Source organism: Streptomyces sp. NPDC017890, from assembly GCF_044328675.1.
Lineage (GTDB): Bacteria > Actinomycetota > Actinomycetes > Streptomycetales > Streptomycetaceae > Streptomyces.
In genome coordinates, this window is sequence record NZ_JBIRHU010000021.1 from 53,391 (window position 1) to 79,412 (window position 26,022).

Here is a 26,022-nt window from a genome sequence, read left to right on the forward strand (position 1 = left end):
TGTGCGCGTATGACGGGGGGCTCGCGCGTGTACGGCGGGGGCTCTCGTGTGCGTACGGCGGAGGCCCCGCGTGCGTACGGAGGGTCAGCCGGCCTGCGTGGGCAGCTCCGCCTCCCGCCGCCTGAGGCGCAGCACGGACGCCAGCACCGTGATCACCGTCCCGGCGACCGCCCACGCCCACAGCACCAGCAGGGAGACGGTCGTGTCGTTGCCCTTGAAGTAGGCGATCGAGCGGGCCGCCCAGGTGCCCGCGCCCGGGGGCAGCCACGGGCCGATCGCCTTCCAGAACGGCGGCAGCATCGGCAGCGGGAAGGCGCCGCCCGCGCTCGGGTTGCCCGCGATCACCACCAGCAGGATCGCCAGCCCGATGCCGATGATCCCGAAGACGCCCTGGAGGGCGAGCGTGGCGGCGCCCACCGCGAAGGTGATCAGTGCGCCGAGCCCCCACAGATCCACCACGCTGCCGGGCAGCGCGCCGAGGACCGGCCCGATGAGCACCGCGCCACCGAGCCCGCCGACGATCGACACCAGGGCCATCACGATCAGCCGGATCGCCGCGCGGTGCGGGTTGGCCGGCCGGGCGCCGGTGCTGATCGCCAGGATGGAGGCGCACAGGTAGCCGCCGACGCACCAGCCCACGACCAGGTAGAAGGACGACAGCCCGTCGAAGTCGTGGGCCGAGGCCGGGGCCACGTCGACGGTCCGCACCGTGCGGCCCTCGGCCCGCTCCGCCTCGGTGACGAGGCTCTCCAGGGTGGTGGCGAGGACGGTGCCGCCACCGGAGGCGACCAGCAGGGTGTCGGTGCGGCCGGAGGGGTCGACGACCAGGGCGCCGTCGATCTCCCGGTCCTCGACCTGCTGCCGGGCACTCGCCGCGTCGGCCACCGTGCGCGGATCCAGCGGCGACCCGGGCAGCCGTTCCAGCCTGGTCACGGTCCGCTCGGCGGCCGCCGGGGGTGCGACCACCCCGAAGGGCACGTCCTTCGGCTTCGGGTCGTGCAGCGCCCCCACGTAGGAGGCGATGAACAGCAGCTGGAGCGCGATCACGCCGAGTACGAGCAGGGTGGCCCGCGGGGTGACGGCGTCCTTCACCTCGTCGCGGAAGGAGCCGCTCCGGGTGCCGGTGGCCGGTGTGTGCGACATGTCCCCACGGTCCGGGTCGGCGGGTGTTTGCGCAGGTGGGGCGGGGCCGAACGGATGTCGCACACGCATTCGAAAATTGGTCTATGGTGGGGGTGAGGTAGTTGGGAACAGGCGTTCGATAAGGCGTCGGTTCATGAGTTCGGGAGGTGCGTGTGCCGGGTTTCACGCATCTGCACACCTTCTCCGGGTTCTCCGCCCGCTACGGCGCCTCCCACCCGGAGCGGCTGGCCGAGCGCGCCGCCGAGCGGGGCATGGACGCCCTCGCCCTCACCGACCGCGACACCCTCGCGGGCACGGTCCGCTTCGCCAAGGCCTGTGCGAAGGCGGGCATCCGTCCGCTGTTCGGCGCGGAGCTGGCGGTGGCCGCCCCCGAGCCCGAAGCGGACCGCACGGAGACCTCCGTGCGCCGGGACCGGCGCCGCGCCCCGGTGCGCGGCGGCGCCTTCGTCGACGAGTCGGCCCAGCGGGTGACCTTCCTCGCCCGGGACGGCGCCCGCGGCTGGGCCGACCTGTGCCGACTGGTCTCCGCCGCGCACACCGCCGGGGGCACCCCCCTGCTGCCCTGGGCCGACAACCACGCCGACGGCCTGACCGTCCTGCTCGGCCCCTCATCCGACGTCGGCCGCGCCCTCACCGCCGGCCGCCCCGACCGCGCGGCCCGGCTCCTCGCCCCCTGGCGGGAGGTCTACGGCGACGCCCTGCACCTGGAGGCCGTCTGGCACGGCCGTGAGGGGACCGGCCCCGGCTCCCTGCGCCTGGCAGCCCGTACCGTCGGCTTCGCCGCCGAGCAGGGCGTCCGGCCGGTGATCGGCAACGCCGTCCGCTACGCCGACCCCGGCCAGGGCCAGGTCGCCGACGTGCTGGACGCCGCCCGCCGCCTCGTCCCCGTCGACGCCACCGGGGAACTGGACTCCGGTGAGGCCTGGCTCAAGGGCGCGGACGCCATGCGGCACGCCGCCGAGCGCGTCGTGGAGGCCGCGGGTTTCCGGCGCGAGGTGGCCCACCGCCTGCTGGAGCAGACCGGGGCGACGGCCGCCGAGTGCCTGGTCGACCCCGAGGACGATCTCGGCATGGGTGCCGTCCACTTCCCCGAACCGCACCTCGTGGGCGCCGGCCGCCGCACCGCCCAGCGCGCGCTCGCCTCCCGGGCGGCGGCGGGCATGGTGCGGCGCGGCTACGACCGTTCCCCGGGTGCGCGGCACTACTGGGAGCGGATGCACCACGAGCTGGACATCATCGCCCACCACGGCTTCGCCTCGTACTTCCTCACCGTCGCCCAGGTGGTGGACGACGTGCGGGACATGGGCATCCGGGTCGCCGCGCGCGGCTCCGGCGCGGGCTCGCTCGTCAACCACCTCCTCGGCATCGCGCATGCCGACCCGGTCGAGCACGGGCTGCTGATGGAGCGCTTCCTGTCCAGGGAGCGGGTCGTGCTGCCCGACATCGACATCGACGTGGAGTCCGCGCGCCGCCTGGAGGTCTACCGCGCGATCATCGGCCGCTTCGGCACCGAGCGGGTCGCCACGGTCGCCATGCCGGAGACGTACCGGGTGCGCCACGCCATCCGTGACGTCGGTGCCGCCCTGTCCATGGACCCGGCCGAGATCGACCGTGTCGCCAAGTCCTTCCCGCACATCCGCGCTCGCGACGCCCGCGCGGCTCTCGAGGAGCTGCCCGAGCTGAGGGAGCTGGCGGGGGAGAAGGAGAAGTACGGGAAGCTGTGGGAGCTGGTGGAGGGCCTCGACGCCCTCCCGCGCGGCGTGGCCATGCACCCCTGCGGCGTACTCCTGTCCGACGCCTCCCTCCTCTCCCGTACGCCGGTCGTGCCGACCAGCGGCGAGGGCTTCCCGATGGCGCAGTTCGACAAGGACGACGTCGAGGACCTCGGGCTGCTCAAGCTGGACGTGCTCGGCGTGCGGATGCAGTCGGCGATGGCGCACGCGGTCGCCGAGGTGAAGCGGGCGACGGGCGCCGAGGTCGACCTGGACTCCGTACCGGAGGGCGACCTGGCGACGTACCGGCTGATCCGCTCCGCCGAGACGCTGGGCTGCTTCCAGATCGAGTCACCGGGCCAGCGGGACCTGGTCGGGCGGCTCCAGCCGTCGACCTTCCACGACCTCGTGGTCGACATCTCGCTCTTCCGGCCGGGGCCGGTCGCCGCCGACATGGTGCGGCCGTTCATCGAGGCCCGGCACGGGCGGGCACCGGTGCGCTACCCGCACGAGGACCTGTCGGAGCCCCTGAAAGGCACGTACGGGGTCGTCGTCTTCCACGAGCAGATCATCGACATCGTGGACATCATGACCGGCTGCGGGCGCGGCGAGGCGGACCGGGTGCGGCGCGGGCTGTCCGACCCCCAGTCGCAGGGGCGGATCAAGGTGTGGTTCGCGCAGCACGCAGCGGCGAACGGCTACGACGCAGAAACGATTCAGCGGACCTGGGAGATCGTCGAGGCCTTCGGCAGTTACGGCTTCTGCAAGGCGCACGCCGTCGCCTTCGCCGTCCCCACCTACCAGTCGGCGTGGCTGAAGGCCCATCATCCGGCCGCCTTCTACGCGGGGCTGCTCACCCACGATCCCGGCATGTACCCCAAGCGGCTGCTGCTGGCGGACGCGCGGCGGCGCGGGGTGCCGGTCCTGCCGCTGGACGTGAACAAGTCGGGGGTCGCACACAGGATCGAACTGGTGTCTGAATCAAAGGGCTGGGGGCTGCGCCTCGCCCTCTTGGACGTGCACGGCATCAGCGAGGCCGAGGCGGAACGGATCGCCGAGGGGCAGCCGTACGCCTCCCTGCTCGACTTCTGGGAACGGGCCCGCCCCAGCAGGCCGCTGGCCGGACGGCTCGCCCAGGTCGGCGCGCTGGACGCGTTCGGCGCCAACCGCCGCGACCTGCAACTGCACCTGACCGAGCTGCACCGCGGTGCCCGGGGCGGACGCGGCGACCAGCTCCCGCTGTCCGGCGGGCGCAGGACCGCCCCGGCCGGGCTGCCCGACCTCACCTCGGCGGAGAGGCTCAGCGCCGAACTGGGCGTGCTCTCCATGGACGCCTCGCGCAACCTGATGGACGACCACCGCACCTTCCTGAACGAGCTCGGCGTCATGTCGGCCAAGCGGCTGCGCGAGGCCCGGCACGGGGAGACGGTGCTGGTCGCGGGCGCCAAGGCGGCCACCCAGACGCCGCCGATCCGCTCCGGCCGCCGGGTCATCTTCTCCACCCTGGACGACGGCACCGGCCTGGTCGACCTCGCCTTCTTCGACGACTCCCACGACACCTGCGCGCACACCGTCTTCCACTCCTGGCTGCTGCTGGTGCGCGGGGTGGTGCAGCGGCGCGGCCCGCGCAGCCTCAGCGTGGTCGGCTCCGCCGCCTGGAACCTCGCCGACCTGCTGGAGGTGCGCCGGGAGGAGGGGCTGGAGGGCGTCGCGGCCCGGCTGGCCGGAACGGGCGGAACAGGCGGAACGGATGGAACGGGCGGAACGGACGGGACCCAGGGCGGCGACCCCGGGGACGGCCCGGCGCGCAGACGCCTCGCCGGTTCGGAAGGGCTGCCCGCGCCGACGGGTTCCGCGGCCCAGGACCCGATGGAACACAGGCGCATCCGCATGTCCACGGGGTACGAGATGCACCCCTGGGCCGATCTGCGCCCCGCGGGCGAAGGGTCCGCGGTGGGAAGGAAGTTGTGGCACCAGAGTCCGGGGAGTGCGGGATGACCATTCTCTGCGTACGTTTCCAGCTGCCGCCGATGTACGAGGCGGCCCTGCCCCAGCTGCTCGGGCTGCTGGAGGAGTTCACGCCGGTCGTCGAGGCGTTGCCGCCGGACGGGGCGCTGGCCGACCTGCGCGGCGCCGAGCGGTACTTCGGGCGGGACGCCGTGGAACTGGCCTCGGTGATCCGCGTCCGCTCCCTCGCGCTGTACGGCGTCGACTGCGTGACCGGCGCCGGGCCGGGCCCGATGCTGGCCCGCATGGCCCTGCGGGACGCCCGGCCGGGGCTGACCCGCGCGGTGCCCGAGGGCGGGGTGCGGGAGTTCCTCGCCGGCAAGCCCGTCGTCGCGCTGCCCGGCGTCGGCACCGCGACCGCCCGCACCCTGTGCGAGTACGGTCTGGACACCCTCGGCCGGGTGGCCGCCGCGCCGTTGTCCACGCTCCAGCGGCTGGTCGGCGCGAAGGCCGGCCGTGAACTGCACGAGAAGGCGCAGGGCGTCGACCGCGGCCGGGTCGTCCCCAACGGCGTCTCGCGGTCCCTGGCCACGGAACGCCCCTTCGCCCGCGACGAACTCGACCCCGGCCGGCACCGCCGCGCCCTGCTCTCGGCCGCCGGGGAACTGGGCTCACGGCTGCGCGCCGTGGACAAGGTGTGCCGCACCCTCACCCTCACCGTGCGCTACGCCGACCGCTCGGCCACGACCCGCAGCCGCACCCTGAAGGAGCCGACCGCGCACTCGGCGGCGCTGACGCGGGCCGCGTACGGCATGTACGAGGCGCTCGGTCTCCAGCGTGCCCGGGTCCGCTCGCTCTCCCTGCGTGCCGAGGGCCTGGCCCCCGCCGAGCAGGCCTCCCACCAGCTCACCTTCGACCCGGTGGACGAGAAGGCCCGCCGGATCGAGGAGGTCGCGGACCGCGCGCGGGCGAAGTTCGGGCCGAGGGCGGTGATGCCGGGGTCGCTGGCGGCGTGAGGCTCCCGCGGGTCAGTTGGCCCACGGAGGCGTGAGCCGGGTGCCGTCGGCGAGCTCCGCCTCCAGCCCGACGGAGGTGGTGACCCAGGACGTCGCGGTCCGGTCGGTGGGGTTCTCGACGGCGAGGGTCGCCCCCGGGTTGATGATCACCGTGTCGCCCGCGGTGACGCGCTCGGTGCGGCCGTCGAGGGTGACCAGCAGTTCGCCGGTGAGCAGGTGGAAGATCTCCTCCCGGTTGACGGTGTGCGCGGGCGCCTTCGTGCCCGCCGGGATCTCGCCCCGCCAGGCGCACAGCTCCTTGCTGCCGGTGCGCGGGGTGGCGTACGAGACGAAACGGGCGCCGTGGATCTCGTGGGTGACGGCTTCGGACGAGCGGACGACGGGCATGGCGGACTCCTGTCGGGGCATTGGTCAGGCAACTTGACCATGGGCTGGGTCCTTATGGTCAACCTCCTTGACCAATTGGTCAAGGGTGTTTCAATGCCCCCGTGCAGAACTCCGACGCCATGGCCCTGTCCGCCGCCCTGCTCGCCGCCGCCGGCGGGCTCACGCAGCGCATCCACGAGGGTGTCGTCGCCCGAGGCTTCGAAGGGGTGCGGCCCGCGCACGGCTTCGCCTTCGCCCGGATGGCCCCGGACGGCGCGACGGCCACCGACCTCGCCGCGCATCTCGGGGTGACCAAGCAGGCCGCCAGTCAGCTCGTCGACGAGCTGGTCCGCAGGGGGTACGCCGAACGCCGGCCGCACCCCGCCGACGCGCGGGCCCGGCTGGTCGTCCTGACCGAGTCGGGGTGGGCCTGCACGCGGGCCGCGGAGGAGGCGGCGGCGGAGGCCGTGCGCGCATGGGCCGACGTGCTGGGTGAGGACGGGGCCCGCGCGCTGCGCGACCTCCTGCTGCGTGTGGCGCCCAATGGACCGATACGGCCCACCTGGTGACCGCCCGCCTCCTGGGATCTTCGGCCGGCAAGGCGTACGGGCACGCGAACGGGGTCTGTCCGGCCTGAGCCGCCGGACAGACCCCGCTTTTCCCCGCGTCGCGGGTCAGCCGCTGTGCCGGCCACCGGTCGTCGCCCGCCGGCGCACCGACGCGAACAGGACGGCCGCACCGACCGCCAGGGCGGCGGCGCCGCCGACCGCGATGTACGGCGTGCTGCTGTCCCCGCCGGTCTCGGCGAGGTTCTCGGTGCCCGCGCCGGCGGCCTTGACCTGGTTCGGCTCACCCGCCGAAGCGGCTTCGGGGGCCGCGCCGGACGCCTCGTCCGGGGCGGCCGGGTCCGTCGGGTCCGTCGTCGTCTCGGCGTCCTGGTCGCCGTGGCCGTGGTGCTCGATCGTCGACTTGTCGGCCGCGGCCGCGATCTGCTCCTCGGACGGGGCGGAGGCCTCGGGGGCCGGGGCGGCGGCACCCGTGGAGTCACCGGCCGCCGCCGCGCCGTCGCTGCTCGCGCTGTCGCTGCTTCCGCTGCTTCCGCTCGCGCCGCCGAAGGAGATGTCCGAGCAGGAGTAGAACGCCTCAGGGCTGTCCGAACGCTGCCACACCGCGTACAGCAGGTGCTTGCCGGAGCGCTCGGGAAGGGTGCCGGAGAGGGTGTAGAAGCCGCCCGAGGCGGTCGGGTCGGTGACCGTCGCCACCGGGGCGGACAGATCCAGGTCGCCCCAGCCCAGCGGCCCCGCCGGGTCGTACCCGGGCTTGGTGATGTACACCTTGAAGGTGCCCTTGTGCGGGGCCGTCACGCGGTACTTGAAGGTGTACGCGCCGCTGCTCACGCTGGTCGCGGGCCAGTCGGCGCGGGCCAGGTCCATGCCCTTGAAGGCAGGGTCGTTCGCGCTGCACAGCTTGCCGTCCGGGATCAGCTCCTGGTGCTTGCCGGCGGCGTTGCCGATGCGGATGCCGTTCCAGTCGTAGAGCGCCTGGGTGCCGCCGGCCGCGACGGCCGCCTTGCACGCGTCGGACCGCGGGTTCTCGGGCCCCTCGGCGTGGCACTGCGACACCCGGCTGACCGGGTCGCCCATCGAGCCGTGCGCGGCCGCGGGGGCGGCTGCCAGCGTGGTCAGGGCGAGCGGTGCGAGGCCGGCGACGGCGACGGCGACGATCCTGCGGGGCGCGGACGGTGCGGGCATGGGGAACTCCTCGAACGGTCACTGGGAACGTGGGTACTTGGGCCGGAGCCCGTGGGGTGATCAGCAAACTAGCCCCGAGAAACCGTGAAATCGCCTGCTGGAGACGGGTGATGGAGATCCTTATGGTCGCGTTAAGGGAGTGCTCAGGCTGTGCTGAGGTAGCTACCGTTCGCGGCATGGCACCGACGCGAGAAGAGCAGATCCGGCAGGCGGTCACCGCCGACCTGCCGGTGGTGAGGGCCGTCACCGACGCCGCCTACCGCCCCTACGTCGAGCGCATCGGTGTGGTGCCGCAGCCCATGGAGGCGGACCACGCTGCGGACGTGGCCGCGGGAAAGGTGTTCGTCACGGGCGATCCCGTCGTGGGCCTCGTGGTCCTGGAGGCGTTCGCGGACCACCTCTTCCTCGACAGCATCGCCGTCCACCCCGACGCGCACGGCAGCGGTGTGGGGCGACGGCTGCTGCGCTTCGTGGACGCACGCGCGCGTGCGCTGGGCCTGTGCGAGGTCAGGCTCTACACGAACGCGATGATGCGCGAGAACCAGCGGATCTATCCGAAGTACGGGTACGACGTCGTGGAACGTCGAGTGGACGGGCCCTACGACCGCGTCCACTACCGTAAGCGACTGCTCTGACACGTCTCGTCATGCGACCGGCCCGGTCAGTTGTCCGGCCACCACGTGCGCGCGATGTCCTTGCGGACCTCCGGGCGTCCCGAGGGGCGCTCGTCGGCCTCCTCGCGGACACGGCGGGCGTCGGTCTTCTTCAGGGGCTTGTGCACGGTCAGACGGCGCATGGCTGCCTCCTTACGGATCCACCGGGTTCCGCGTTCTCACGGAGGTAGACCCTTTCCCCGAGACTTGCTCATCGATGCATGGCTGTCAGTGGCGGTTGTCACGATCCGGCGCCCCGATCCCATTGTCGGTGGCGGGTGTCACTCTTGGCGGCATGGTGAACGACAGTGACGGGACGACCGCGCCGGGTATCGACTGGGACGCGTTGGCCGCCGCCTTCGACGACGAGCCGGACCACGGTCTGCGCGACGCCGACGTGCGCCGGGCCTGGGCCGCCCGGCTGCGGTCCTGGCTGCCCGCGCGGGCCGGTGACGTCCTCGACCTGGGCTGCGGCACCGGCAGCCTGTCGCTCCTCGCGGCCGAGCAGGGGCACCGCGTCACCGGCGTCGACCTGTCCCCGGCCATGGTGGAGCTGGCCCGGGCCAAACTCGCCGGCCGTGACGCCGTGTTCCTCACCGGTGACGCGGCGGCACCGCCGGTGGGCGGGCGGCGCTACGACACCGTGCTGGTCCGGCACGTGCTGTGGACGCTGCCCGACCCCGCCGGGGTCCTGCGGCACTGGCGGGAGTTGCTGCGTCCCGGGGGGCGGCTGGTCCTGGTCGAGGGGGTGTGGGGGACCGTGGCGCCGGCCGGCATACCCGTCGGCCGGCTGACCGCCCTCCTCGCCCCGCTCGCCGGGCAGGTGCGCGTGGAGCGGCTGTCGCACGACCCCTCGTTGTGGGGGAGGGAGGTGGCCGACGAGCGGTACGCGGTGATCGCGACGACCGAGTGAGCCGCGCTGCGGCCCGCGCTATCCCAGCAGGTCCGTGAATCCGCCCCCGCGGGCCAGCCGTTCCAGCTCGTCCAGCGCGGCCACGGCGGCGGCAGCGGCCCCGGCATCCCGCCGCGCCAGACCGCTCTCGGCGAACTCGTCCTCGTCCAGCCGCCGTACGTCCGTGCCGTCCGCGGAGCGCCACAGGTCCAGGTCGAGGTCCTCCACGACCAGTTCCGTGCCGGTCAGCACGGCGGGGCGGGTGATGTCGCAGTACCAGCCCTTCAGCGCGCCCGTGCCGGCCCGGACCTCCTTCACGGCGTACCACCTGTCGCGCCAGTAGTACTCGGTGAAGACGTCGCCGGGCTCGAAGCGCACGAAGCCGAAGTCGCGGACGCCGGCACCGGCCCAGGGGGCGCGGACGGCGAGACGGGTGCCGTCGTCGTGCAGCAGCTCGCTCGCGTAGCGGATCTTCGTACGGCCCGCCTTGACCAGGACGACGTCCACCTCGCCCGGCACCTCAGCCGAGTTCGCGGACATAACGCACCTCCGTCCCGCAGACCTCGTACCCGAGCCACTTGTTGACGGCGAGCATCGGACCGTTGCCGGCGTCGTTGCCGGTGAAGGCCTCCGTGTACCCGGCGGCTCGGGCCCGGTGCAGGGAGTCGGTCTTGGCGAGTTTGGCGAGACCCCGGCCGCGGTGGGCGCGGACGGTGCCCGTCATGGCGGTGGCATAGCGGGTGCCGCCGTCGGTGTAGGCGACGCTGAAGGCGACGGGGCGGCCGTCGACGACCGCGACCGTGGTCAGTTCGCGGTTCAGCAGCGGGTGCCGCCAGGTCTCCGCGAGCCAGGCCTCGTAGTCCGTGAACTCCATGGCGACGTCGCTCGGTTCGTCCCCCAGCGTCTCCGCGTCCAGCTCGAACATCGGGCGGGGATCGTCGGCGTAGTCGGCAGCGGTGCGCAGTTCGACACCCGGGGGAGGGGACGGTACGGGCGGGAGTGCGCCGTTCGCCAGGTCGAAGCGGAGGAAGTGGGCGGAGCGCCGCCGTTCGTAGCCGTGCCGTTCGGCGAAGGCCAGGCCGGCGGGCTCGTCCAGCACCCAGGCGAACAGCTTCGTCGCCCCCTCGGCGGCCAGGTACTCCTCGGCCGTACGCACCAGCAGCCCGCCGGCCCCGCGCCCGGTCCTGTCCGGGTGGACGTAGATGTTGAGGTACGCCTGACCGGGCTCCGGGCTGTCGTGCACCAGCCCGATCTGCGCCGTGCCGATCATCTCCCCGTCCTCCTCCGCGACGAGGGAGCGGCTCCGGGCGTCCGGATGGGTGTGGACGAGCCGGTGGACGACGGCCTCGGGCGTCCACAGGATGAACGGCAGGGCGACGTGGCGGACATGGGCGAACGCCGCGACGTCGGCCGGGTCATCGGGGCGCAGATCGCGCACAAGGACGGTCATGTGAGCGCACGCTACGGCGGTCGGGCGGTCGGGTACCTCTCATTTTCCGGGGGATGCGGGACAATCGCTGCGTGACCTTGAAGATCCACATCGCCGACGGTGCCCCGCCCTACGAGCAGGTGCGCGCGCAGATCTCCGAACAGGCGCGGTCGGGAGCGCTGCCGGTCGGGTACCGGCTGCCGACCGTGCGCGGACTGGCCGAGTCCCTGGGGCTCGCCGCGAACACGGTCGCCAAGGCGTACCGGGCGCTGGAGGGGGACGGGGTGATCGAGACACGGGGCCGCAACGGAACGTTCGTCGCCGCCGCGGGCTCGGCGGCGGAACGGGAGTCGGCGTCCGCCGCGCAGGAGTACGCCGCGCGGGCGCGGCGGCTCGGGGTGGCGGAGTCGGATGCGCTGGACGCCGTACGGGACGCCCTGCGGGCGGCTTACGGGGACTGAGGTGCTCTCCTGCCCGCGGTGTGCTGTGGCCGGCGCGCCAGCGCGGCCGGAGCCGCCCGTGTCTCAGCGTCCGCGCCCCTGGGGCGTGCGTGTGACCGTCAATGACGAGGTTCTCGCCAGCCGGGCGAAGAGCTGGGCGTCCCGGACGGCCGCGGCGTTCGGGTCGTTGTTGAAGTACACGTAGACGTCCTGCTGGGGCCAGGCGTCCCGGACGCGCTGGACCCAGGTGGCCAGCGACCGGCGCCCGTAGTGCGGCCAGGCGGCGGCGCGGCCCTGGTGGAAGCGGAGGTAGCCCCAGTCGGCGGTGCGCCACAGCGGGGTGGCCGGGCGGGCCCGGACGTCCGCCCAGCACAGCGCCGCACCCCGCGACGTGAGGACGTCCCGCACCTCGGGCGTCCACCAGGACTCGTGCCGGGGTTCCACCGCGACCCGCGTGCCGGGCGGGAAGCAGGCGAGGCAGGCGTCCAGGAGACCCGCGTCGCCCCGTAGCGTCGGCGGCAGCTGCAACAGGACGGGGCCGAGCCGGTCCCCCAGGCCCGCCGCGTGGCTCATCAGGCGGTCGACCGGCTCCTCGGGGTCCCGCAGGCGTCTGATGTGGGTGAGATAGCGGCTCGCCTTGACGGCGACCACGAAGTCCGCGGGCACCCGCTCGCGCCACGCCGCGAAGGTCTCCCGCGTGGGCAGCCGGTAGAACGCGTTGTTGATCTCGACGGTCGCGAAGCCGGCCGCGTACCGCTCCAGCCACAGCCGCACGGGCAGGCCGGGCGGGTACAGGACCTCCCGCCAGTCCCGGTACTGCCAGCCCGACGTACCGACGAACAGGGTCATACACCCATCAAAACACCCCGGCGCCCCCGCTACAGGTAGAGCCCGGCCTCCGCCCCGGCCCGCGGTTCCGGCAGCGCGGTGGGCGAGGTGCCGCGGCGCAGCGCGTACAGCTCCGCCAGCGTCGCGCCCTCACGGCCCACACCTTCCTCGGTGCCGAGCCAGTCCACCGCCTCCCGGCGGGTCAGCGGGCCGACCTCGATGCGGGCCAGGCAGCGGCCGGGGCGGACGACGGCGGGGTGGAGGCGCTCCAGGTCCTCGTTGGTGGTGACGCCGACCAGGACGTTGCGGCCCTGGCCGAGCAGTCCGTCCGTCAGGTTGAGCAGCCGTGAGAGCGCCTGGCCGGCGGTGTGCTTGGCCTCGCCGCGGATCAGTTCGTCGCAGTCCTCCAGCAGGAGCAGCCGCCAGCGGCCCTTGCCCGCCGCGTCCTCCTCGCCGATGGCGATGTCCATCAGGTAGCCCACGTCGGAGAAGAGCCGCTCCGGGTCGAGTACGCAGTCCACCTGGCACCAGTCCCGCCAGGAGCGGGCGAGGGTGCGCAGTGCGGAGGTCTTGCCGGTGCCCGGTGGCCCGTGCAGGAGCAGCAGCCGGCCCGCGATGTCCTCGGGGGTCGTCTTCATCAGGCCGTCCATCGCGTCCGCGACGGGCGCCGTGTAGTTGGCGCGGACCTCGTCCCAGGTGCCCGCGGAGATCTGCCGGGTGGTGCGGTGCGGGCCGCGGCGCGGGGAGACGTACCAGAAGCCCATCGTGACGTTCTCCGGCTGCGGTTCGGGTTCGTCCGCCGCGCCGTCCGTCGCGTCGGCGAGCACCTTCTCGGCCAGGTCGGCGGTGGTCGCCGTCACCGTGACGTCCGCGCCCCGGTTCCAGCGCGAGACCAGCAGGGTCCAGCCGTCGCCCTCCGCCAGCGTCGCGCTGCGGTCGTCGTCGCGGGCGAGCCGCAGCACGCGCGCCCCGGGCGGCAGGAGCGTCGCCCCGGACCGCACGCGGTCGATGTTCGCCGCGTGGGCGAACGGCTGCTCGCCCGTCGCGAAACGGCCGAGGAACAGCGCGTCGACGACATCGGACGGGGAGTCGCTGTCGTCGACGTTGAGCCGGATCGGCAGGGCGTCGTGCGGGTTCACGGACATGCCGCCATGATCCGGCACCCGGCCGCCGCGTGCACCCGGTTTCCCGGGCACACGCGGCCCACCCGCCGCCCCCGGCACCCCGGGCACGGGGCGGCCGGCGGGCGGTTCAGGCACCGGACCCCAGCACCCGTCCCCGTACCCGCCGTGCCCCGCGGAGTACGGCGTACCCCTTGGTGAGCGCCCGGTCCCGGGCGAAGGTGCGGGCGATCGCGCGGCCCTCGATCAGCCGGGCGAACTCGTCGCTCCCGGTACAGCGGCGCACGGTGACCCGCCGCAGGGCGTACGGTCCCTGGGCCCGGCGCGCCAGATCGTTGCCGACGGCGAGCGCCTGCGCGTATCCCGTCTCGCGCACCGCCCGCCGCACCCGGCGGTCGGAGTACCCGTAGGGGTAGGCGAACGAGACCGGTACGGCGCCCAGCTGGTCGGCGACGATCTCCTTGCAGTGGATCAGCTCGTACCGCAGCCGCTCCGCGCCCAGTTGGTCGAGCTGCGGGTGGGTGTGGCTGTGCCCGCCGATCTCCACGCCGGCGGCGGCCAGTTCGCGGACCTGGTCCCAGTCGAGCATGGTGTCCAGGGCGCCCCCGGTGTCGTACGGGCCGCGCAGCCAGCCGGTCGAGACGAACAGGGTGGCCGGGAAGCCGTGTTCGGCGAGGGCGGGCAGGGCGTGCCGGTGCACACCCTCGTAGCCGTCGTCGAAGGTGATCAGGACGGGCCGCTTCGGCAGCGGGCGTCCGGAACGCCAGGCGGCGGCCAGCTCCGCCGTGCCGACCGGTGTCAGGCCCCGGTCGGCGATCACCGCCATCTGCTCGTCGAACGCCTCCGGAGTCACCGACAGCGCGCGGGTCGCGTCGTTCGGGTCGGCCGCGACCGCGTGGTACATGAGGACCGGCACGCGCGTGTCGGTCCCGTACGGCTCAGCCACGCGCGCCTCCCTCGATGGGCGCCACGGAGAAGGCGGCCCCGCCCCGCCGCGCCCGTACGCTCCCCACCACGTAGCCGCCCGCCGCCGTGAGCACCCCGGCGACGATCGCGCCCGCCCGTCCAGCGCCGCCCGGCCGGGCCAGTACGGCGTCGCGCAGCCCGCGCGCCACACCGGCGGGCAGGACCCGGGTGGCGTACCGGCGTTCGGACTCCAGGCCCTTGTCCGCGCCGACGCTGCGCGCCACCAGTGCCTTGGACAGGCCCTCGGCGTAGGTGCGGGTACGGAAGTAGCCGAAGTGCTCGCGCGCCTTCGGCACCCGGTGGTGGATCACCGCACGGTCGTCGATCAGCAGTACGGCGTCGGGCCGGGCGCGGGAGAGCCGGATGCACAGTTCGGTCTCCTCGCAGCCCAGCGGGCGTTTGTCGCCGTCGCGCCCGATACCGGTGGCGAAGCCGCCCGCCGCGTCGAACGCCTCCCGCCGGAAGGAGGCGTTGCCGCCCAGCACGTTGCGCACCCGGACCCGGCCGGGCGGCAGGCCCCGGTACGTGCAGCCCACCACCCAGTCGAACTCCTCCGGGAACCAGACCGGCCGGCGCCCCGACGCCCAGATCGGCACCGTGCGCCCGCCGACGGCGACGACCGCCGGGTCGGCGTACGCCGCGGCGAAGTGCCGCAGCCAGTCGTGCTCGGCCACGGCGTCGTCGTCGAGGAAGGCGATCACGTCCCCGCGCGAGGCGGCGATGCCGGTGTTGCGGCCGGCGGACAGGCCGCGGGGGCCCGTGTTGGCGAGCACCCGCACGTCCTCCCGCTCCTTGTACTCCTTGAGCAGCCGGTCCCTGAGCGCCTGGTTGTGGTCGACGACCAGCAGGGTCTCCCGGGCCGGGTGGGACTGCGCCCGCACCGAGGAGACCGCCGCGAGGATGTCCTCCCAGCGGTCCTCGGTGTAGACGCAGATCACGACGGAGATCGTGAGCGAGGCTTCGGAACCGCTCAAGACGCCTTCCCCCGGACCGGGACGACCGGAGCGACCGAGCCGACCGAGCCGACCGAGGCGAGCGTCGGCGCGTGCGTACGGTTGCGCAGCGCACGCCGGTTGGAACGCTCCTCGAGGATCACTCTGAGCACCCGCAGCCCGTCCCGCACGGCGCGCAGGTTGCTGACGCCGTGGATGCGCAGGTACTCGTGGCTGGGTATCTCCTGGACCTTCAGGCCGGCCTTGACGACCCGGATGTTCATCAGGGTCTCGACCTCGAAGCCGGTGCAGTCGAGGTCGATCTTGTCCAGGCAGTGGCGCCAGAAGGCGTTGTAGCCGTAGCAGAGGTCGGTGTACCGGGCGCCGAACTTCCGGTTGACCACCGCGCACAGGGCGCGGTTGCCGAGCTTGCGGACGAAGGTCATGTCGTCGGTGCCGCCGCCGTTGGCGAAGCGGGAGCCCTTGGCGAAGTCCGCGCCCGAGACGAGGGCGGAGACGTACGACACGATCTCCTGGCCGTCGGCCGAACCGTCGGCGTCGACCATCACGATGATGTCCCCGGTGCACGCCTTGAAGCCGGTGATCAGCGCGTCGCCCTTGCCCTTGCCGCGCTGCTCGACGACCTTGACGTCCGGCCACAGTTCCCGGGCGACCTCGACGGTGTTGTCGGTGGAGTTGCCGTCCACCAGGACGACCTCGTGGACCCAGTCGGGCAGTGTCTTGAAGACGTACGGAAGGTTCTCCGCCTCGTTCATGGCGGGTATCACCACGCTCACCGGCGGCGCTATCGCCAGGTGGGAGGAGACGGGCCGGTACTTCCCGGCGGGTGACGGATCGGAAGACGGGTCGCGCGACGGTTCGCTGCCCGTCGACGCCGGCTGCAGGACTGAGCTCATGAGTCTGGTCCCTCTCGTCCGGCGGACCGCCCGCCCCAGGGGCGGTCCGGCTCTGTATCCGGTTCGAAAGGGGGGTTCTCACCCACGGCGCGACGGGACGGATCTCCGTGCGTGCCAGGTGAGCTGGCAAAGCCTGTCGGTGCCGGAAGCAAACGGCGGCCGACCGCGCGGCACGGCCCGGTCACCGGTGCGGTCACCGAGCACGGCACCCCCCTACCGCGCGTCCCGCCCCGGTCCGCCGCGGCCTCGAGCCCTCCCCTGAGCCGCTTGCCGACGTACCGATGCGGGAGATGTATGACGGTATTGACGATTGAACCCCTATGGCAAGACCTGGAACCAGGCCTCACGTTTTTGTTGGTTTGCCGTCATCCGTTCTTCTCGGGGGGCGTTTTCACGCGGTGCGGGTCTCCCGGACCGTTCCGCTTTGCCCCCCGAAGACCAAGATGCCGGGCCGCCTCAATGTGACGCAGCTCGCCGGAGAGCGTCAAGAGCGCACCGGTGCTCGCGCTGACTTTCGTCCGGTAGTGAACGACTGTCAGCCAATCTTTGGCATGGACACTTCCTATCAACGCGCGTAGCCGGTACCACGGTTGTGGCAGAGATACTGCTAAGGGAGGTTCCATGAGACGTTTGCGACTTGTCGGCTTCCTGAGTTCAGTCCTCCTCGCCGCCGGCGCGGCCTTCACCGGGACCGCGACCGCTCAGGCGGCCCAACTCGCCGCGGCCGACGGCTATGTGGCGCTCGGTGACTCCTACTCCTCCGGGGTCGGAGCGGGCAGCTACATCGGCTCCAGCGGTGACTGCAAGCGCAGCACGAAGGCCCATCCGTACCTGTGGGCCGCCGCCAACTCACCCTCGACGTTCGACTTCACCGCCTGCTCCGGCGCCCGTACGGGTGATGTTCTCGCCGGACAGCTCGGCCCGCTCAGCTCCGCCACCGGCCTGGTCTCGATCAGTGTCGGCGGCAACGACGCGGGCTTCGCGGACGTCATGATGACCTGTGTGCTCCAGTCCGACAGCTCCTGCCTGTCGCGGATCGCCACCGCGAAGGCGTACGTCGACTCGACGCTGCCCGGCAACCTCGACAGCGTCTACTCGGCGATCCGCAGCAAGGCGCCCGGCGCCCGCGTCGTCGTCATCGGTTACCCGCGCTTCTACCGGCTCGGCACCTCCTGCCTCGGCCTCTCCGAGACCAAGCGGAAGGCGATCAACGACGCCGCCGACCACCTCAACACCGCGATCGCCAAGCGCGCCGCCGACCACGGCTTCACCTTCGGCGACGTGCGTCCCCCCTTCACCGGCCACGAGATCTGCTCCGGCAGTTCCTGGCTGCACAGCGTGAACTGGCTCAACATCGGCGAGTCGTACCACCCGACCGCGGCCGGCCAGTCCGGCGGCTACCTGCCGGCCCTCAACAGCGCCGCCTGACCGGAAGCGGAAGGAGAAGGAGAAGAGGAGGGGGAGGCCCCGCCCGTCGGGGTCTCCGTCTCCGTCCCCGTCCCCGTCCCGCAGGTCACGGAGAACGCCACCGAGTTCGACGTGGCCTCCACCGGCTCCCGCACCTCCACGCGGACGGCGCTCTCGAACGTGCCGCTGCCGGCGTTCGCCGTGACGACGACGGTGTCCTGCCGCGTGCGGTCACCGCCCGCGGGGAAGGAGAGCGTCTTCCAGCCCGGATCGGAGACCGCTCCGTCCTCCGTCACCCAGCGGTAGCCGACCTCAGCGGGCAGCCGCTCCACCGTGAACGCGGCCGTGAAGGCGGGCGCCCGGTCGTGCGGCGGGGGACAGGTCCCCGCGTAGTCGGTGTGCGAGCCCACCACGGACACTTTCACGGACTGCGGTGGAGGACTGCTCCCCGGACTGCTCCCCGGACTGTGGCTGCCGGAACCGGCCGAGGGGCCCGGCTCCTCACTGCGCTCCGTCCGGCTCGGCCCGGCGCCGGTCGCCCCCGGGTCCGGACTCCCGCCCGCGCCCTCGGTGCCCCCGCCGCCGTCCGAGCGGTTCAGCAGGGCGTACGTCAGTCCGGCCAGCGCCAGCGCGAGCACCGCCAGTCCCACGATCAGCACGATCCGCGCGCGCCGGTCCCGGCCCTCCAACGCCGCGGGCGCGGGCACGGACGTGCTCGCCGTGGCCGGTACGGGCGTCGGGGGAGTCGGTGGGGCCCCCGGCTCGGCATGTGCCACGACCGTCGGGACGTACGCCCCGGCCGGCACCGCGTCCGCGCGCGCCGTGCCACCCCCGGAGGGGGTACCGCCGGCACCCACGAGCCGCAGATCCCGCTCGGCCCGCTCGGCCGGGATCCGTTCGGCCGGGTCCTTGCGCAGCAGGCCCTCGACGACGGGCGCCAGCGCGCCGGCCCGGTGCGGCGGCGGCAACTCCTCGTCGACGATCGCCCGCAGGGTACTCAACGGGGTGTCCTGGCGGAAGGGCGAGGTGCCCTCGACCGCCGCGTACAGCAGCACGCCGAGTGACCAGAGGTCGGACTCGGGACCGGGCGTGCGGCCCAGCGCCCGCTCCGGGGCGAGGAACTCGGGCGAGCCGACGACCTCGCCGGTCATGGTCAGCGCCGAGCTGCCCTCGACCATGGCGATCCCGAAGTCGGTGAGCACGACCCGGCCGTCGTTGGCCAGCAGTACGTTGGCCGGCTTCACGTCCCGGTGCAGGACGCCCGCCCCGTGCGCGGCCCGCAGCGCGGCCAGCACCTCGGCACCGATCCGCGCGGCACGCCGCGGTTCCAGCGGGCCCTCGGCCTCCAGCAGGTCGGCCAGCGACAGCCCGCGGACCAGCTCCATCACGATCCAGGGCCGGCCGCCGTCGGTGGCAACGTCGTACACCGTGACCACGTTGGGGTGGGCGACCCGGGCGGCGGCCCACGCCTCCCGCTCCAGCCGCGCGTACATCCGCCGCACGTCGGTCTCCGGCAGCCCGGCGGGCGCGCGCACCTCCTTCACGGCGACCTCGCGGTGCAGCACCTGGTCGCGGGCGCGCCAGACCGTACCCATGCCGCCCTCGCCGAGGGGGGACAGGAGATGGTAACGGCCGGCGACCACACGCTCGTTGCCCGGTTCCTCGAACACCGGCGCCCCCTATGGCGTCTCACGCGGACATTCCTCGGGAACGGGCCCGTATTCCTCCCGCATTCATCCCCAAAGTAGCTCAGCCGAGCACGGTTGCGGCCCCGCTCCCGGGACCGGACCGGACGACCCCCGGGAAGTACCGGAGACGACCCGGAATCCGCACCCGCGGCCAGCACGTGCCCGGCCGACCCGCGTTTTCCGCCCGCTGGTCCGCAACTCCTCCGGAGGGCGTGCCGCCACGCGCGCCCGGCGGTGACGTGGACGGGCCGGACGCGGCCCGCGGAGAGGGGGGCCGGGTGGAGGCGGACGAGCTGCCGCTGCTCGTGGCGGACGGTGACCAGCCGCCTGCCGCGCCGCGGCGACCTCCACTCGCTCGCCGCCCCTTACGCACTCGATGCCCTCGACGGCGCCGAACGGGTCCGCTTCGAACGGCACCTGGACGGGTGCGCCCGCTGCGCCGCCGAGGTGCGGACGCTGTCCGAGGACGCCCTCCGGCCGGCCTGGTCCACGGCCGCCCCGGCCCCGGCCGCCCTGCGCGACCGCGTCCTGGCCGCCGTACGCGCCACTGCCCAGGAGCCGGCGCCCGGGCGCGGGCCCGCGCGTCGGCGGCCGCCCCACGTGTGGGGCGTCCGGCCGCCGGAGCGCTCCCCCCGCGCGCGCCTGCTCGTGCCCTTCGCCGCGGCGACGGCCGCCGCGGCGCTCGTGGTCGCCTCGCTCTTCTCCGTCCAGGCGCACCGGACGCAGGACGAGCTGGACTCCGCGCGGGACCGGGCACGTGAGATCGCCCACGTTCTCACGGCTCCGGACGCCCGCGCGACGAGCGTCGAGGACGGCCGGGGCCGCGCTGTCGGAGTCGTCGCCTCCGTATCCGAGGGGCGCGCGGTCGTCACCCTGAGCGGATACGGCGAGCCGTCCGGCGACCGCGTGCGCCAACTGTGGCTCATGCGCCCCGGCGCCGGGCCGCGCCCCCTGGGACTCTCCGGCGCCGGCATGCCTCTGATCGTCTCCGGCCTGAACCGGTCCGCCACCTCACTGGCCGTCACCGTCGAACCCGCCGGGGGCTCGGCCCGCCCGACACGCACACCGATTGTCCAACTCGCCCTGGAATCTGTCGGATTCGGAGAGTGATCGTCAACCCCCTTGCGGGGAAGGTGAATCCTGTGACCGCGATACGCGCATGCCGTACCGGGGCGATAGGGTTACTCTGCCCGGGCCGGGTGGACTCGTACGGGTGGGGAGTGACATGGAACAGATAACAGTGCGCAGCAGGGCAAGGGTCCCTGCGATCACGTGCGGAAGCAGCGCGACCAGTTCGCGTCTCGACCGTCACCTCGCGGTGCTCGGAGGGCCTGCCCTCCCGCAACGGGAAACGGTGGAGGCGACCTCACTGATGCGTGAGCTGACCGCGCGTGAGCCCGCGCACAAGCGCAGCAGCAGGGGCGCCAGGGTGCGCCGGGTCTCGCTGTTCGCGCCGCTGCGTCGACTGCGCCGCTCGCTGTTCGGCAGCAACTGAGGCCCGCGCGCCGGCGAACACACCGTCCCGGCGCGGCGCCGCGCACCTGTCCGCCGTCCCCACGGCACGCAGCGGCGCCTCGGTGTGCTCCCGAGCGCGGGTAACTCCCCGTACGCCCGTCTCCGTACGTCCGTCCGTCCGGCATGTCCGTCCGGCACGCTCCTACCCGCACGTCCCGTGCGTGTGCTCACGTCCCCGGTCCCGCCGTCTCCCCACTCGACGGTGGCGCGCCCAGGCTCGCTCAGCCGTCCCCGCGCGCGTACCGGCGGACGGTGAGCGGGGCCCACACCGTCCGCAGCGCGCAGAGGTCGCGCGGCGCCGTGGTCCCCGCCGCGCTGATCGGTTTCCACCCGGCGACCGTGCCAGCCGGCCCGGTAGGCACTACAGCAGTGCCAGCTGCCCCTGTGGCCCCTCCTCCCGGCCGTCCAGCACGGAGGCCGGCCTGCGGGCCGCCGGGGGCACCGGAAGCACGCCGGCCTCGCGCAGCTCGGTCGCCGTGATCTCCGCCGTCACCGCCGTCGGCTCCCGGAACCGCGGCCGCACCTCGGCGAGCAGGGCGAGGACCGTGATCAGTTCCAGCAGCTCGGACGTCCAGGTCTGCGGCCAGGCGGCCGGGCGGACCGCCGCCAGCGTGCCCGGCTCGCCCTCGGCGGTGCGGGCCGCGAACCACTGCTCCAGCACCCGCGCCCCGCCCGCCTCGAAGTCCCAGGCGCCGGGCGGCACGGGGGAGACCCGGCCCTCGTCCAGGTACAGGGCCTCCTCGTCCCGGTCGTAGCGCAGCGTCACCGGGCGCGCGGGCAGCGGGGCGCGGACGTACGGGCGGCGGCCGCCGGGCAGCTTGGGGCGCTCACCGTCGCGGCGCATCAGCCACAGGGCGCGCCGCCCCAGGCCGACCCCGCGCTCCCACAGCGCGGGGTCCGCGGTGAGCGGGACCCGGGAGCCCTCCCGCACGGTCGCCACCGCCCAGGCCAGCACGTCCACCGGCTCGGGGCGCGCGCCGAGCCGGGCGGCCAGGTGGTCGAGGAGGCCGGGCGCCATGTTCGGCTCCGCCCCGCCGGGACGGCGGTACAGCGGACGCACCCGGGGGCCGCCGAGCAGCGGCAGCCGCGAGGTCGCGAGGAGCAGCGGAGCACCGGCGGCGCCGGGAGCCTCCACCACGAACACCTGCCGTTCGTCCGCCACCCGCCACAGCTCCGGACGGGCCGCGTCGATCAGCCGGTGGTCGGGAATCAGCCACTGTTCGTCGAAGGGCGCGCGCAGTACGCGTACGGGTTCCGGACACGGCCCCGAGGCGCGCACCAGCTTCTCCGTGCCGCCGAGACCGCCCGGCAACCGCCCGACCGCCGTGTGCAACGTGCGCGAACGCGTCGGCTCGAACAGGGCCTCGCGGTCGGGCCCCTGGGCCTTCACCAGGGCGTCCCAGCGGGCCCTCAGGGACACCGCGTCGGGGGCCGCCGGCCAGCCCCGGCCGAGCCGCGGCGGTGCGACGGACCACGGCATGAGGTCCGCCAGCGGCGGAGCGTCGTCGTGCGTCACGCTGGGCATCGTACGACGGGGTGCCGCGGCCTCACGTGGCATCCAGGGTGACCGTGAACGAGAAACGGTCCCCCCGGTAGTGGATGACCGCCACGTCCAGCACCCGCCCCGCCATGTCGTACGTGATGCCCGTGTAGTGCAGGATCGGGCTGAGCAGCGGGACTTCGAGCAGCCGCGCCGTCTCCGGGTCCGCGAGCCGCGCCTCCACGGTGTCCGTGATCCGGCTGATGTCCAGGCCCACCACGTCCCGCAGCACCTTGGTCATCGGCCAGCGGGCCAGGTCGTCCACGTCGATGCGGGCGGCGACCTCGGGACGGACGTAGTTGCGGGCGTGGTTGGTGGGCTCGCCCGTCTGCTCGTCGCAGCGCAGCCGGTGGTACGTCGCCGTCTGGGCCAGACCGGGGAAGTACTCGGCGAGTTCGGGCGGCACGGGGCCGGTGCCGTGGCCCAGCAGCTCGGTCTTCATACCGGACTGCTGGGCCACGATCGCGTCCACCGAGCCCAGCAGCCGCACCGGAGCGCCCCGCCGGGCGTCGGGCTCGATGAACGTGCCGCGCCGACGGTGACGGGTGATCAGGCCCTCGTCCTCCAGCTCCTTCAGCGCCTGCCGCATGGTCAGCACACTCACCCCGTAGTGGCCGGCCAGCTGCTCCTCGGTGGGCAGGCGCAGCGGGTCCCGGGGCGAGCGGCCGAGTATCGAGGCGCGCAGCGACTGCGACACCTGGTACCAGAGCGGCAGCTTGCGGTTCAGGACGATGGAGTCCGGGGCGAAGGAGGTCACGGGCCATCCGTACCGGTAGTGAATCCTCAGTGCAAGGGGCGGAAGTGACGCTCCAGGCCCTGCCAGACATCGTCGTAGCGCGGTTGCAGGTGCTCGGCGCGGGCCGCCTGGGGCGTGAGGGTCACCGGCCACCGGGTCTCGAACATGAACGCCAGCCCGTCGTCGATCCGCTGCGGCTTCAGCTCGGCCGCGCTCGCCCGGTCGAAGGTCTCCCGGTCCGGACCGTGCGCCGACATCATGTTGTGCAGCGAGCCGCCGCCCGGCACGAAACCCTCGGCCTTCGCGTCGTAGGCGCCCTCGATCAGGCCCATGTACTCGCTCATCACGTTCCGGTGGAAGTACGGCGGCCGGAAGGTGTCCTCGCCCACCAGCCAGCGCGGCGCGAAGACCACGAAGTCGACGCCCGCGAGGCCCGGGGTGTCCGACGGGGACGTGAGCACCGTGAAGATCGACGGGTCGGGGTGGTCGTACGAGACGGTGCCGATGACGTTGAAGCGGCGCAGGTCGTAGACGTACGGCACGTGGTTCCCGTGCCAGGCGACCACGTCGAGCGGGGAGTGGTCGTAGGTGGCCGTCCAGAGGTTGCCGCAGAACTTGTTGACCACCTCCACCGGGCCCTCGGTGTCCTCGTACGCGGCGACCGGTGCCAGGAAGTCCCGGGCGTTGGCGAGCCCGTTGGCGCCGATCGGACCGAGGTCGGGGAGGCGGAAGGGGGCGCCGTAGTTCTCGCAGACGTAGCCGCGGGCGGTCGGGCTCTGTCCGCCGTTCGACGCGGTGTCGAGCAGTTCCACGCGGAAGCGGACCCCGCGCGGGATGAGTGCCACGTGGCCCGGCTCGGCGTGCAGCAGGCCGAACTCGGTGCGCAGCAGCAGGCCGCCGCGCTCCGGGACGATCAGCAGCTCGCCGTCGGCGTCGCTGAAGACGCGCTCCATGGAGGCCGTGGCGTGGTAGAGGTGCACGGCCATGCCGGTGCGCTGGGTGGCGTCGCCGTTGCCGCCGAGCGTCCACAGGCCCGCCAGGAAGTCGGTGTCCGGCCCGGGCTCGGGCAGCGGGTTCCACCGCAGCCGGTTCGGGTCCGGCACGGCCTGGGTGAAGGGCGCCGTGCGGATCGCGCCGTTGCCCGTGCGGGTGAACGCCGGGTGCGCGGCCGACGGGCGGATGCGGTACAGCCACGAACGCCGGTTCTCCGCCCTCGGCTCCGTGAACGCCGTGCCGCTCAGCTGCTCCGCGTACAGCCCCTCGGGCGCCCGCTGCGGCGAGTTCCGGCCCTCGGGCAGCGCTCCCGGAACGGCCTGCGAGCTGTGCTCGTTGCCGAAACCGGACAGGTAGGCCAGTCCCTCCGCGGTCTTCCGCGCGTCCCCGCTCATTGATCGCTCCCTCGCAACCCGATTCCTATGGAACACCGTAGGATTGCGATTTCCCGCGCGCAAGAGGTCGTGCGGGGCTTGCCGTCCGTGCGTCGGTCGTCCCGCAGGAGGATGACCGGAACCAGGCCCCCGGGGGATCCGGACTGTCGGACCGGTGTTCTAGTCTCCCGTCATGTCGTGGATGCGGGGAGTGCTCGCCGTGCTCGCGGTCTGTGTCCTGCTGCTGACCGGATCCGCCGGCTGTGGCTCCGGTGACACGGGCGGTACGGGCGAACCGGAGGCCCGGGATTCGGCCACGCCGGTGGGCAGGCTGCTCGACGCCACCGACGAGGAGGGCCGGCGCTACCGGGAGGTGGACGGCGGGCAGGCGCCCGAGGTCGGTGTCGAGGTGCAGCCCGAGGACGACGACAGCTGGGACGTGCGCCTGACCGTCCGCGACTTCAGGTTCTCGCCGGCCGGGACGGAGCCGAAGGCGGTGGCCGGCCGCGGCGTCGCCCACCTCTTCCTCGACGGCGACCTCCTCACCCGCCTGCGCGGCCCGCAGTACCGCCTCGCCGCCGGCCTCGTACCGCGCGGCACCCATCAGCTCACGGTCCGCCTGTACGCCGACGACGGCACCGTCTGGGCCGTCGACGGCGAACCCGTCGAGAGCACGGCGGACATCACGGCGTCGGACGCGGAGCCGTCACAGGCCACGGAGCCGGAGGGGATCGAGGACCGGACGCTCCCCGCACCCGCGGCGGCCCGGTGAACGAAACCGGTGGCCACCGCCGTACTGAAGGTCACAGTTCACCGGACCGCGGCGGAAGGGCATCATGAAGACCGTGTCCCACGCGACCTCGCTCCGCCGTGCCCCCGTGCAGCGGCGCAGCGCCGAACGGCTGACCCGGATCCTCGACGCCTGCGCCGAACTCCTCGACGAGGTCGGCTACGAGGCGCTGAGCACCCGGGCCGTGGCGCTGCGCGCGGACGTCCCCATCGGCTCGGTGTACCGCTTCTTCGGCAACAAGCGGCAGATGGCCGACGCGCTGGCCCAGCGCAACCTGGAGCACTACGCGGAGCGGGTGACCGAACGGCTGACGGAGGAGGGGGACGGCGGCTGGCGCGGGGCGCTGGACGCGGTGCTCGACGAGTACCTGGCGATGAAGCGGACCGCAGCCGGCTTCTCCCTGATCGACTTCGGCAACCAGATCCCGGTCGGCGGCCGCCACGCCGTCCCCAACCACCGCGTCGCCGACCGGCTCACCGAGCTGATCTGCGGCTATCTGGGCCGCCGACCCGACGACGATCTGCGCCGCGCCTTCCTCGTCGCCGTGGAGACCGCCGACACCCTCGTGCAGCTCGCCTTCCGGGCCGCGCCGGACGGGGACGAGAGGATCATCGAGGAGGCCCGGGAGCTGCTGCGGGCCTATCTGGGGCGGGTGCTGGACTGACGGGCCGGTCATGCTCGGCCGGCGGGCCGCTCGTGCTCGGCCGGCAGGGCGGTCGTGCTCGGCCGGTGGGCCGCTCTTGCTCGGCCGGCAGGGCGGTCGTGCTCGGCCGGCGGGCCGCTCGTGCACGATGAGTGCTCGTGCAGGACGGGCTGCTCGTGCCCGGCCGGCCGGCGGGCGGGGCGGTGCTCGGCCGGCGGGCCGG

Annotated in this window: 26 protein-coding genes; 11 read left to right on the forward strand and 15 right to left on the reverse strand. The window is 73.6% G+C overall.

Translation table 11 applies throughout. The annotated features are described in order from the left end of the window. Nucleotides 1-84 precede the first annotated feature (84 nt). A complete protein-coding gene (locus ACH4F2_RS26320) occupies nt 85-1,143 on the reverse strand; it encodes a DUF3533 domain-containing protein (protein ID WP_398135209.1) in 1,059 nt (352 codons plus the stop codon). Between the two features lie 152 nt (nt 1,144-1,295). Between ACH4F2_RS26320 and ACH4F2_RS26325 the strand changes: the two genes are divergently transcribed. Further along, nucleotides 1,296-4,853 (forward strand): DNA polymerase III subunit alpha, encoded by a 3,558-nt coding sequence (locus ACH4F2_RS26325; RefSeq protein WP_398135210.1) that lies wholly within the window; start codon nt 1,296-1,298, stop codon nt 4,851-4,853. Then, nucleotides 4,850-5,818 (forward strand): DNA polymerase thumb domain-containing protein, encoded by a 969-nt coding sequence (locus ACH4F2_RS26330; RefSeq protein ID WP_398135211.1) that lies wholly within the window; start codon nt 4,850-4,852, stop codon nt 5,816-5,818. Before ACH4F2_RS26325 ends, ACH4F2_RS26330 begins: the two co-directional genes overlap by 4 nt. 12 nt (nt 5,819-5,830) lie before the next feature. Here the strand turns inward: ACH4F2_RS26330 and ACH4F2_RS26335 are convergent, their stop codons facing one another. Then, the gene (locus tag ACH4F2_RS26335; protein WP_398135212.1) at nt 5,831-6,205 is read right to left on the reverse strand and encodes a cupin domain-containing protein; all 375 of its coding nucleotides are present in this window, start codon (nt 6,203-6,205) and stop codon (nt 5,831-5,833) included. A 101-nt stretch (nt 6,206-6,306) separates the two neighbouring features. On the opposite strand from ACH4F2_RS26335, the gene ACH4F2_RS26340 reads away from it, so the two are divergent. Continuing rightward, the gene (locus tag ACH4F2_RS26340) at nt 6,307-6,753 is read left to right on the forward strand and encodes a MarR family winged helix-turn-helix transcriptional regulator (RefSeq protein ID WP_398135213.1); all 447 of its coding nucleotides are present in this window, start codon (nt 6,307-6,309) and stop codon (nt 6,751-6,753) included. Nucleotides 6,754-6,858: 105 nt separating this feature from the next. Here the strand turns inward: ACH4F2_RS26340 and ACH4F2_RS26345 are convergent, their stop codons facing one another. Next, on the reverse strand, nt 6,859-7,935 hold the full coding sequence (locus ACH4F2_RS26345; protein WP_398135214.1) for a lytic polysaccharide monooxygenase: 1,077 nt from the start codon (nt 7,933-7,935) through the stop codon (nt 6,859-6,861). Between the two features lie 176 nt (nt 7,936-8,111). Here ACH4F2_RS26345 and ACH4F2_RS26350 point away from each other — a divergent pair, with 176 nt between their 5' ends. Next, nucleotides 8,112-8,570 (forward strand): GNAT family N-acetyltransferase, encoded by a 459-nt coding sequence (locus tag ACH4F2_RS26350; RefSeq protein WP_398135215.1) that lies wholly within the window; start codon nt 8,112-8,114, stop codon nt 8,568-8,570. A 26-nt stretch (nt 8,571-8,596) separates the two neighbouring features. Here the strand turns inward: ACH4F2_RS26350 and ACH4F2_RS26355 are convergent, their stop codons facing one another. Then, a complete protein-coding gene (locus tag ACH4F2_RS26355) occupies nt 8,597-8,731 on the reverse strand; it encodes a hypothetical protein (protein WP_398135216.1) in 135 nt (44 codons plus the stop codon). 152 nt (nt 8,732-8,883) lie between these two features. Between ACH4F2_RS26355 and ACH4F2_RS26360 the strand changes: the two genes are divergently transcribed. Beyond that, nucleotides 8,884-9,501, forward strand: a complete 618-nt coding sequence (locus ACH4F2_RS26360; RefSeq protein ID WP_398135217.1) for a class I SAM-dependent methyltransferase — start codon at nt 8,884-8,886, stop codon at nt 9,499-9,501. Between the two features lie 18 nt (nt 9,502-9,519). Here ACH4F2_RS26360 and ACH4F2_RS26365 read toward each other — a convergent pair whose 3' ends face one another. Further along, nucleotides 9,520-10,020: a DUF402 domain-containing protein gene (locus tag ACH4F2_RS26365; RefSeq protein WP_398135218.1), complete on the reverse strand. Its 501-nt coding sequence runs from the start codon at nt 10,018-10,020 to the stop codon at nt 9,520-9,522. Further along, nucleotides 10,001-10,930 carry a GNAT family N-acetyltransferase gene (locus ACH4F2_RS26370; RefSeq protein ID WP_398135219.1) on the reverse strand — a complete coding sequence of 310 codons (930 nt, stop codon included), beginning with the start codon at nt 10,928-10,930 and terminating at the stop codon, nt 10,001-10,003. Before ACH4F2_RS26370 ends, ACH4F2_RS26365 begins: the two co-directional genes overlap by 20 nt. 71 nt (nt 10,931-11,001) lie before the next feature. Here ACH4F2_RS26370 and ACH4F2_RS26375 point away from each other — a divergent pair, with 71 nt between their 5' ends. Beyond that, nucleotides 11,002-11,370: a GntR family transcriptional regulator gene (locus ACH4F2_RS26375; RefSeq protein WP_398135220.1), complete on the forward strand. Its 369-nt coding sequence runs from the start codon at nt 11,002-11,004 to the stop codon at nt 11,368-11,370. Between the two features lie 63 nt (nt 11,371-11,433). On the opposite strand, the gene ACH4F2_RS26380 is transcribed toward ACH4F2_RS26375, so the two are convergent. The 5 genes from ACH4F2_RS26380 to ACH4F2_RS26400 all read right to left on the reverse strand — a co-directional run bounded on the left by ACH4F2_RS26380 (nt 11,434) and on the right by ACH4F2_RS26400 (nt 16,113). Next, nucleotides 11,434-12,198 (reverse strand): DUF72 domain-containing protein, encoded by a 765-nt coding sequence (locus ACH4F2_RS26380; protein WP_398135221.1) that lies wholly within the window; start codon nt 12,196-12,198, stop codon nt 11,434-11,436. Nucleotides 12,199-12,227: 29 nt separating this feature from the next. Beyond that, nucleotides 12,228-13,322 carry a DUF5925 domain-containing protein gene (locus ACH4F2_RS26385; protein WP_398135222.1) on the reverse strand — a complete coding sequence of 365 codons (1,095 nt, stop codon included), beginning with the start codon at nt 13,320-13,322 and terminating at the stop codon, nt 12,228-12,230. Between the two features lie 106 nt (nt 13,323-13,428). Next, a complete protein-coding gene (locus ACH4F2_RS26390; protein ID WP_398135294.1) occupies nt 13,429-14,202 on the reverse strand; it encodes a polysaccharide deacetylase family protein in 774 nt (257 codons plus the stop codon). Nucleotides 14,203-14,236: 34 nt separating this feature from the next. Beyond that, nucleotides 14,237-15,238 carry a glycosyltransferase family 2 protein gene (locus tag ACH4F2_RS26395; RefSeq protein ID WP_398135223.1) on the reverse strand — a complete coding sequence of 334 codons (1,002 nt, stop codon included), beginning with the start codon at nt 15,236-15,238 and terminating at the stop codon, nt 14,237-14,239. Next, complete coding sequence (locus tag ACH4F2_RS26400) at nt 15,235-16,113, reverse strand: glycosyltransferase family 2 protein (RefSeq protein WP_398135224.1); 879 nt, start codon at nt 16,111-16,113, stop codon at nt 15,235-15,237. The genes ACH4F2_RS26395 and ACH4F2_RS26400 overlap by 4 nt, the downstream gene beginning before the upstream one ends. Before the next feature lie 621 nt (nt 16,114-16,734). Between ACH4F2_RS26400 and ACH4F2_RS26405 the strand changes: the two genes are divergently transcribed. After that, complete coding sequence (locus tag ACH4F2_RS26405; RefSeq protein ID WP_398135225.1) at nt 16,735-17,541, forward strand: SGNH/GDSL hydrolase family protein; 807 nt, start codon at nt 16,735-16,737, stop codon at nt 17,539-17,541. On the opposite strand, the gene ACH4F2_RS26410 is transcribed toward ACH4F2_RS26405, so the two are convergent. Next, nucleotides 17,511-19,190: a serine/threonine-protein kinase gene (locus ACH4F2_RS26410; RefSeq protein WP_398135226.1), complete on the reverse strand. Its 1,680-nt coding sequence runs from the start codon at nt 19,188-19,190 to the stop codon at nt 17,511-17,513. The two genes, ACH4F2_RS26405 and ACH4F2_RS26410, sit on opposite strands and share 31 nt — an antisense overlap. 333 nt (nt 19,191-19,523) lie before the next feature. Here ACH4F2_RS26410 and ACH4F2_RS26415 point away from each other — a divergent pair, with 333 nt between their 5' ends. Together ACH4F2_RS26415 and ACH4F2_RS26420 are read left to right on the forward strand one after the other, a co-directional pair. Continuing rightward, a complete protein-coding gene (locus ACH4F2_RS26415; RefSeq protein WP_398135227.1) occupies nt 19,524-20,318 on the forward strand; it encodes an anti-sigma factor domain-containing protein in 795 nt (264 codons plus the stop codon). A 115-nt stretch (nt 20,319-20,433) separates the two neighbouring features. Then, on the forward strand, nt 20,434-20,703 hold the full coding sequence (locus tag ACH4F2_RS26420) for a hypothetical protein (protein WP_053128431.1): 270 nt from the start codon (nt 20,434-20,436) through the stop codon (nt 20,701-20,703). A 381-nt stretch (nt 20,704-21,084) separates the two neighbouring features. Here ACH4F2_RS26420 and ACH4F2_RS26425 read toward each other — a convergent pair whose 3' ends face one another. The 3 genes from ACH4F2_RS26425 to hmgA are packed head-to-tail and all read right to left on the reverse strand — an operon-like array spanning nt 21,085 to nt 24,387. Beyond that, nucleotides 21,085-22,248: a type ISP restriction/modification enzyme gene (locus ACH4F2_RS26425; RefSeq protein WP_398135228.1), complete on the reverse strand. Its 1,164-nt coding sequence runs from the start codon at nt 22,246-22,248 to the stop codon at nt 21,085-21,087. A 22-nt stretch (nt 22,249-22,270) separates the two neighbouring features. Then, nucleotides 22,271-23,020, reverse strand: coding sequence for a GntR family transcriptional regulator (locus ACH4F2_RS26430; protein ID WP_398135229.1), 750 nt, complete (start codon nt 23,018-23,020; stop codon nt 22,271-22,273). 26 nt (nt 23,021-23,046) lie between these two features. Beyond that, the gene (gene hmgA, locus ACH4F2_RS26435; RefSeq protein ID WP_398135230.1) at nt 23,047-24,387 is read right to left on the reverse strand and encodes a homogentisate 1,2-dioxygenase; all 1,341 of its coding nucleotides are present in this window, start codon (nt 24,385-24,387) and stop codon (nt 23,047-23,049) included. 172 nt (nt 24,388-24,559) lie between these two features. Here hmgA and ACH4F2_RS26440 point away from each other — a divergent pair, with 172 nt between their 5' ends. Together ACH4F2_RS26440 and ACH4F2_RS26445 are read left to right on the forward strand one after the other, a co-directional pair. Next, nucleotides 24,560-25,138: a hypothetical protein gene (locus tag ACH4F2_RS26440; protein ID WP_398135231.1), complete on the forward strand. Its 579-nt coding sequence runs from the start codon at nt 24,560-24,562 to the stop codon at nt 25,136-25,138. Nucleotides 25,139-25,202: 64 nt separating this feature from the next. Next, nucleotides 25,203-25,820, forward strand: coding sequence for a TetR family transcriptional regulator (locus tag ACH4F2_RS26445; RefSeq protein WP_398135232.1), 618 nt, complete (start codon nt 25,203-25,205; stop codon nt 25,818-25,820). Nucleotides 25,821-26,022: the final 202 nt, after the last annotated feature.